We start from the raw sequence: 7,022 nt of genomic DNA, 5'->3' as shown, positions 1-7,022 counted from the left end.
CCTATGGTTTGATGGGCCAGGGGAGCGCAGTGAAGAGAGCCTCGGGTGGCGATGTCATACCTTTCATCCAATAAGCTCGCGATGTAGGTCGAGTCGAAATCCTTTATATTTATGGAGATGGCACTAATTCGTTCATCCATGTTTGTAGGGCCGTAGAGCTTTACGCCGGGGATTAGGGATACAGCTTCCAAAAAGAATTTTTCCAGCCTGTTGGTGTGGGCCAGCAGTTCATTTTGGCCCCGCTGTAGTATGTAGCTGATTCCTGCCCCAAGGCCGGCAATTCCGGGAGTATTTTGCGTTCCCGATTCGTACCTGTCAGGGGCAAATTCGGGTTGATACAGGTTTTCAGACTGACTTCCAGTACCCCCTTCCTTTAACGGCTTTAAGGTTACATGGGGAGCGATATAGAGCACGCCGGTTCCTTGAGGGCCAAGCAATCCTTTGTGCCCCGGCATGGCCATCATATCTACGGGCAGCTTTGAGAGGTTGATAGGTATTATGCCGGCGGTTTGTGCAGCATCTACCAAATACAGTATGCCGTGTTCCCTTGCGATTTTACCTATTTCATCTATGGGCATCAGGGTGCCCGTCACATTAGAAGCGTGGGTGGTAACGATGAGGCGTGTATTGCGTCGAATGGCCTTTTTTATGTCATCAGGGTCGATGCGCCCCTGACTGTCGGCCCTGACATAGGTGGTTTTTATATCATACTTTTCCAGCTCCTTGAGCGGGCGAACCACCGAATTGTGTTCCATCGTGGTGGTGATGATGTGGTCGCCCGGCTTTGTGCAACCTTTGATGGCCAGGTTCAGGCTTTCGGTGGCATTGAGGGTAAATATCATTTGGAAGGGGTCATCTATGGAAAAGAGTTGGCACAGAAGTTCACGGGTACGGAGCAGTATTTTTCCCGCTTGTATGGCCATCTTATGCCCTGAACGGCCAGGATTAGCCCCGTAATTTTTCATGCAATCCACAACCGCCCTATAGACCGATTCGGGTTTTGGCCAAGAAGTGGCTGCATTGTCCATGTATATCACTATTAAGTCCCCCTTCAAAATAATTACGACCTTAGCCTATGATTTTTCTTAAAAATCCCGTTTTTAGTTTTTTTTCAAGCAGCTCTTTTATTGCTTCAAATTGTTCCAGAAAGATCTCCCATTGCCGCTGATTTTCTATGGAGCGCCTTCGCAGCGCGTCGATCTCCCTCATGATGGCCTGGTTTTCAGCCTGGATTTCTTCGGCTTTCTTAATACAGGAATTCAACATGATATCAAGCTGGCAAAGGTAATGGACGCTGTCCTGCTCCGATTGGTTTTTGCCGAGGAGCCCCTGAACCACCGTTCTTAGCTCATTTGCCCTGTTCATCTTCTGTATTAAGGCCAGCACGTGATTTGCCGTGCTGTCTGATAAGGCCTGGTCCGTAGTCGTCTGTTCAGCATTTTCATAAGTGCGGTGGTGCTCTGGCCTTGTATTGCCCGGTTCCATGGAGGTGCCTTTCAATTGGGTTTCTGGCCGCTGTGCATGTGGTAGAGGTGTACTGTACTTTTTGTCTGCTACGTAATGTGCCACATTCAGAGCTGCATCATGAATAGAGGGATTTGCCTCATCAAAGCTGCTTTGGGGAGCAGCCTGGCTGTTGTCCGGTTTTAAATGGTCCATCTCCCGATGGGTGGTTGGCGGCGCAGAAGCGGGATTTTTCCACAAGGTTTCTTCTGGTGGGGTATGGGAGGAGTTTTGGGATGCCGCTGAGAGGGAAGCGGTGCTGTTTTGCTTTGTAGATGAAGAATGCGCATCTACCTGCTGTGACGGGTAGGAGTGTTCGCTGCAGGGTTGATCCACGGTTGATTTCCCAGGCAGATTTTCCATGTTTACAGCGTGTATGTCGTGGAAAAGGCCACTGGGTTTTCCTGGTATGGGGATTTTTAGGCCGTTTTCCAGGTTTGCCAATATGCGATGCATTTTAAGGTGTAACCGGTCTTGGGGATAATTGCTGGAATATTTTATGCAGTGGCAGCAGTCTACATGAGACCACCCCAGTGGTTTTGCCTGGGTCCAGGTTATCCCCTCATCGGGCGATGAGCAGCAGTATATATCGCCGTTTTGGTACCAAATGCACCACAGCAGATCATCCACCCAAAGTAGCTGTGGGTCCGAACAGTTTGATTCCTGACTGGACAGAAGCTTCACTTTTTCCAACCCGGCTTTGAAGTATGAATTAAGGGACCAACTGCGGTACATAACCTGCAGGTTGGAATTTTTTATTGATGTCCATGCAAGGTGAAGCTTATCGTTTTTGACCAGGATGCTGGGCATGTTGCAATCGGCCAGGTTGCGGCTTAAGTTTTCAGGTATGCTCCATCGATTGCGGGCACCGTCAAAACGGCAGTAAAATAACCGATATTGGTTATGGTACAGGTTGCGGTAAACCATGTGAATATTCCCTCGATCATGGTCAAGATAAAAGGGGCTGGTCTGTTTTCCGTCTGTGTACCTGGTTATCTCTCCTATAATCCATCCGTTACCTTTGTTGTAGCAGTGATATAGGATCCAGACCCCGGTAGGTGGGATTGTACGCATAGCGAAAATGGCGTGGACCTGCTGATCAAAAGCGATGACGGTAGGGAATTGCACTACGTACGCTGAGGCGTCGTATCGATGAAGCGTCTGCTTGTTCCATCTATTTCCGTTGTATTCCATATATATAAGTTCGCCATTGTAATCTTGATATATCAGGTGCAGGTGGTCATGGCAGTCAATGGATACCGAAAAGTGGTCATGAGTATTTGCTACAAGCTCAATGGCATCCCTCCACCCTCCGCCTTTTTTCATGCAGCGCAGGTATATACCCTTTCCTTTTAGAGGGAAGAAATGCCACAAATCTCCGTTTTTAAACCGCACTATATGGTCATTGCGGTGATATAGTTTCACCTTGCCACCTCCCTCGATGCGTGCCATAATCTTTAATCTTTGATATCATTGAAGTTCATAGGACATGTAAATTCAGTAAATTTATATGCACCACATGAAAATTTTATTGCAGGGATTTGGCGGAGGCCGATCAGTTAATGGTATGCTGTCCGTATGGCTTGTAAAGGCTTGATACGACGATGGGTTGTTTTCATATATATCCTGTTGAGTAAATTGCAATATTTATTGTATAATATGCAAAGATATTCTGTTGGAGAAAGGGGAAAAGGGCTCTGTTGACTGACAGGGAAAGATATCAAAGAATATTGGATGAATTGGAAAAGCATTATAGAGGAGCCACTACAGAGCTCAAATATAAAACTCCGTTTCAGCTTCTGGTGGCTACTATGCTTTCGGCTCAGAGCACGGATAGGCAGGTAAATAAGGTTACGTCTACGCTTTTTGAAAAGTACCCGGGTCCCGAGGATTTTGCACGCCTGTCCCCCGAAGAGCTGGAGAAGGAAATTTTCAGCTGCGGTTTTTATAAGACAAAGAGCAGAAATATAATCAAGGCCAGCCAGATTATTCTGGATAAATACGGTGGACAAGTTCCCCGGGATGTGAAAGAGCTCCAGACCCTTCCGGGGGTGGGTAGGAAAACTGCAAACGTTGTAGCCAGCAATGCCTTTGGGATTGATGCCATTGCTGTTGATACCCATGTATTTCGCGTAGCCAATAGATTAGGGCTGGCCCACGCTACAAACGTGAGGGATACCGAGATGCAGCTTATGGAAAACATCCCCAAGGATAAGTGGTCCAGTGCCCATCACTGGCTTATACGGCACGGGAGAAGGGTGTGCACCGCCAGGAAGCCCAAATGCCATGAGTGCTTTCTGGCCCAGTACTGCGAGTATTACAACGTTGGAGATAAATGATTTTTTGCGCAGCAATTGGTCTTCGTTGACGGAGATTAAAAAAAGGGGAGGCAGACTGTGAAGGTTTATGCCTTGATAGGCCCAAGTGGCACGGGCAAGAGCTATAAGGCCCTAACATTGGCCAGTGAAAAGGGGATCGAGTATATAATCGACGATGGCCTGTTTATAAAGCGCAACAAGATTGTTGCCGGCGTTTCGGCCAAAAAGGAGCCCACAAGGATAGCAGCCGTCAGGAGAGCCCTTTTTATGGATGAAGAGCATGCAAAGCAGGTAAAAGAGGCCATCAACCTCGTTATGCCTGATTCCATTTTGATCCTCGGTACTTCCATGAAGATGATAGACAAGATAATCAAACACTTGGAATTGCCGCCTGTTCACGAGGTCATAAGGATTGAGGACGTTTCAACCAGTCAGGAGATCAGGTTGGCACGAAAATATCGCCATGAACAAGGCAAGCACGTCATTCCGGTGCCCACCTTTGAGATACGCAAGGACTTCTCCGGGTATTTCATAGATCCCCTTAAGATATTCAGGATTGCTGGCAAGGACAAGAGGTTGGAAGCTGTGGAAAAGACGGTAGTGCGTCCCACTTACAGCTATATGGGCAGGTTCTATATTGCCGATACCGCCATCGAGGCTATTGCGGCCTACAACGCTCAGAGGGTGGAAGGGGTAGTGAGGGTTTTGAATACCAGCCTTACCAGCAGAGATGATGGGTTGATAATATACATCGATGTGGCGGTGAAATATGGCTATAAGATACACGTGGTGCTGGAAGAAGTGCAATCGGCAGTGGCAAAGGATGTGGACATATTGACGGGCATAAACGTAATTGCCGTAAACGTCACGGCGCGGAGTCTGGTAGTTTGAGGCGAAGTAAAACAAATAAAGGAGGAAGGAAAGATGTACAAGATTTTGAGGAAAGAGAAGCTAGCTCCGGCCATATGGCTGATGAAGGTGGAGGCGCCCTTTGTGGCACGGAGGGCTATGCCAGGACAGTTTATAATCCTGCGCGTGAAAGAGGAAGGGGAGAGGATTCCCTTGACCATAGCCGATTACGATAGGCAGCAAGGTTGGGTTACCATTATCTTTCAGGAAGTCGGTTTGACCACACGCCTTTTAGCTCAGCTCAATGAAGGCGATAGCATCCTGGATTTTGTGGGGCCGCTGGGAAGAGCATCGGAGCTGGATGGCTTAAAGCGCGTGCTGTGCATAGGCGGCGGCGTTGGTGTGGCGCCTTTATATCCGCAGATAAAGTATCTGTGGGAGAAGGGTACTTCCGTTGACGTGATAATAGGCGCCAGGAGCAAGGAGTACCTCATTCTTGAGGAGGAAATAAGGGGTATATGCGATAACCTGTATATAACCACCGATGACGGCTCATACGGGCGCAAGGGGTTTGTTTCGGATGTCCTCAAAGAACTGCTGGACCAGGGAAACCAATATGACGAGGTAATAGCCATTGGTCCCCTCATCATGATGAAGGTGGTATCCGAGATCACCAAACAGTACGGCGTGCATACCGTTGTCAGCATGAATCCCATAATGGTGGATGGTACCGGCATGTGCGGAGGATGCCGCGTTACCGTAGGCGGTGAGGTTCGCTATGCCTGTGTGGATGGTCCGGATTTTGATGGACACCTGGTGGATTTCGACGAGGCTATGAGGAGGCAGCGTATGTACCGGGAAGAAGAGCAACACATCTGCAAATTGATGGAGAAGGAGGAACAATAAATCATGGCGATGAATTTAAAAAGGGTACCCATGCGGGAACAGGACCCCCAGGTAAGGCGCAGGAATTTCAATGAGGTTGCTCTGGGTTATACATTGGAAGAAGCTGTAGAGGAGGCCAAGAGGTGCCTGCAGTGCAAAAAGCCCATGTGCGTTGAGGGTTGCCCTGTAAATGTGAGGATCCCGCAGTTTATAGCTGCTGTGGTGGAAGGCAACATCGAGGAGGCATTTAGGATCATACGCCAAACCAATAACCTGCCCGCCATATGCGGAAGGGTTTGCCCCCAGGAGACCCAGTGCGAACAGAGGTGCGTGCTGGGCAAGCGTGGAGAGCCTGTTGCCATAGGCAGGCTCGAGAGGTTTGTAGCCGATTACTGCATGGAAAAGGGCGTAGATGATGAGGTGGATATAAAGCCCAACGGTAAAAAGGTGGCCATAGTGGGTGCAGGGCCTGCTGGCTTGACGGCTGCTGCCGACCTGGCCAAGCTGGGGTATGACGTCACCATATTTGAGGCCTTCCACGAGCCGGGCGGCGTTTTGATATACGGTATCCCCGAGTTTAGGCTTCCCAAAGCTCTGGTTAAAAAGGAGATAGAGGGGCTTAAGAAATTGGGCGTAAAGATTTTGACCAACGTGGTAGTAGGGAAGTCCATCACCATAGATGAGCTGTTGGAAGAGGGCTATAAGGCGGTATTTATAGGGAGCGGCGCCGGCTTGCCTAAGTTCATGGGCATCCCTGGTGAAAATCTGAACGGCGTGTACTCGGCAAACGAATTTTTGACCCGCATAAACCTCATGAAGGCCTATGACTTTCCCAATAGCCATACTCCCATAAAACGGGGCAAGAAGATAGCGGTGGTGGGCGGCGGAAACGTAGCCATGGACGCCGCTAGAAGCGCTTTGAGGCTGGGCGCCGAGGAGGTCCACATAGTGTATAGGCGTTCGGAGGCCGAGATGCCCGCCAGATTGGAGGAGATACATCATGCCAAGGAAGAGGGAGTCATATTCGATGTGCTCACCAACCCGGTGGAGATACTGGGCCAAGATGGATGGGTGAAGGGTTTGAAGTGCATAAGGATGGAATTGGGTGAGCCCGATGAATCGGGGCGCAGAAGACCCATACCCGTAGAGGGTTCTGAATTCATAATGGACGTAGATATAGTTATAATAGCCATAGGGACCAGCCCCAATCCCCTTATAGCTTCTACCACGCCGGGCTTGGCGGTGCAAAAGTGGGGCGGCATAATAGTGGATGAGGAGACGGGTGCCACCAGCAAGGACAGGGTATATGCCGGTGGAGATGCCGTAACGGGTGCTGCCACGGTTATACTGGCCATGGGAGCCGGCAAAAAGGCTGCAAAGGCAATACATGAGAGGTTATCCAAAGAATGATAAATAGGGGTTTACACTTTATCGCCATCTTGAAAAAAAGGGGCGATAAAGTGTAAA

Annotated in this window: 6 protein-coding genes; 4 read left to right on the top strand and 2 right to left on the bottom strand. The window is 49.1% G+C overall.

All coding sequences use genetic code 11. From position 1 onward, the window contains the following. Both FWJ59_RS01365 and FWJ59_RS01360 read right to left on the bottom strand, forming a co-directional pair. Positions 1 to 1,028: aminotransferase class V-fold PLP-dependent enzyme (locus tag FWJ59_RS01365; protein ID WP_414480194.1), on the bottom strand; the 1,028-nt coding region annotated here is incomplete at its 3' end. 40 nt (positions 1,029 to 1,068) lie between these two features. Continuing rightward, complete coding sequence (locus FWJ59_RS01360; RefSeq protein WP_414480190.1) at positions 1,069 to 2,928, bottom strand: hypothetical protein; 1,860 nt, start codon at positions 2,926 to 2,928, stop codon at positions 1,069 to 1,071. 275 nt (positions 2,929 to 3,203) lie between these two features. Between FWJ59_RS01360 and nth the strand changes: the two genes are divergently transcribed. From nth to gltA, 4 genes are read left to right on the top strand one after another with little or no spacing between them, the layout of a single operon-like run. After that, positions 3,204 to 3,842, top strand: coding sequence for an endonuclease III (gene nth, locus FWJ59_RS01355; RefSeq protein WP_414480189.1), 639 nt, complete (start codon positions 3,204 to 3,206; stop codon positions 3,840 to 3,842). 57 nt (positions 3,843 to 3,899) lie between these two features. After that, positions 3,900 to 4,712 carry an Asp23/Gls24 family envelope stress response protein gene (locus FWJ59_RS01350; protein ID WP_414480188.1) on the top strand — a complete coding sequence of 271 codons (813 nt, stop codon included), beginning with the start codon at positions 3,900 to 3,902 and terminating at the stop codon, positions 4,710 to 4,712. Between the two features lie 33 nt (positions 4,713 to 4,745). Next, positions 4,746 to 5,576, top strand: a complete 831-nt coding sequence (locus FWJ59_RS01345; protein WP_414480187.1) for a sulfide/dihydroorotate dehydrogenase-like FAD/NAD-binding protein — start codon at positions 4,746 to 4,748, stop codon at positions 5,574 to 5,576. A gap of 3 nt (positions 5,577 to 5,579) precedes the next feature. Then, positions 5,580 to 6,965 carry an NADPH-dependent glutamate synthase gene (gltA, locus tag FWJ59_RS01340; RefSeq protein WP_414480186.1) on the top strand — a complete coding sequence of 462 codons (1,386 nt, stop codon included), beginning with the start codon at positions 5,580 to 5,582 and terminating at the stop codon, positions 6,963 to 6,965. Positions 6,966 to 7,022: the final 57 nt, after the last annotated feature.

The sequence above is a fragment of the Caldicoprobacter sp. genome, from assembly GCF_047459465.1.
Lineage (GTDB): Bacteria > Bacillota > Clostridia > Caldicoprobacterales > Caldicoprobacteraceae > Caldicoprobacter.
The sequence above is the reverse complement of the archived record's forward strand: the minus strand, read 5'-3'. Positions and strand labels throughout refer to the sequence as shown.

Coding starts and splice junctions, on each gene's coding strand:
- FWJ59_RS01345 (WP_414480187.1), top strand. CDS start 4,746: ATGTACAAGATTTTGAGGAAAGAGAAGCTAGCTCCGGCCATATGGCTG.
- gltA (WP_414480186.1), top strand. CDS start 5,580: ATGGCGATGAATTTAAAAAGGGTACCCATGCGGGAACAGGACCCCCAG.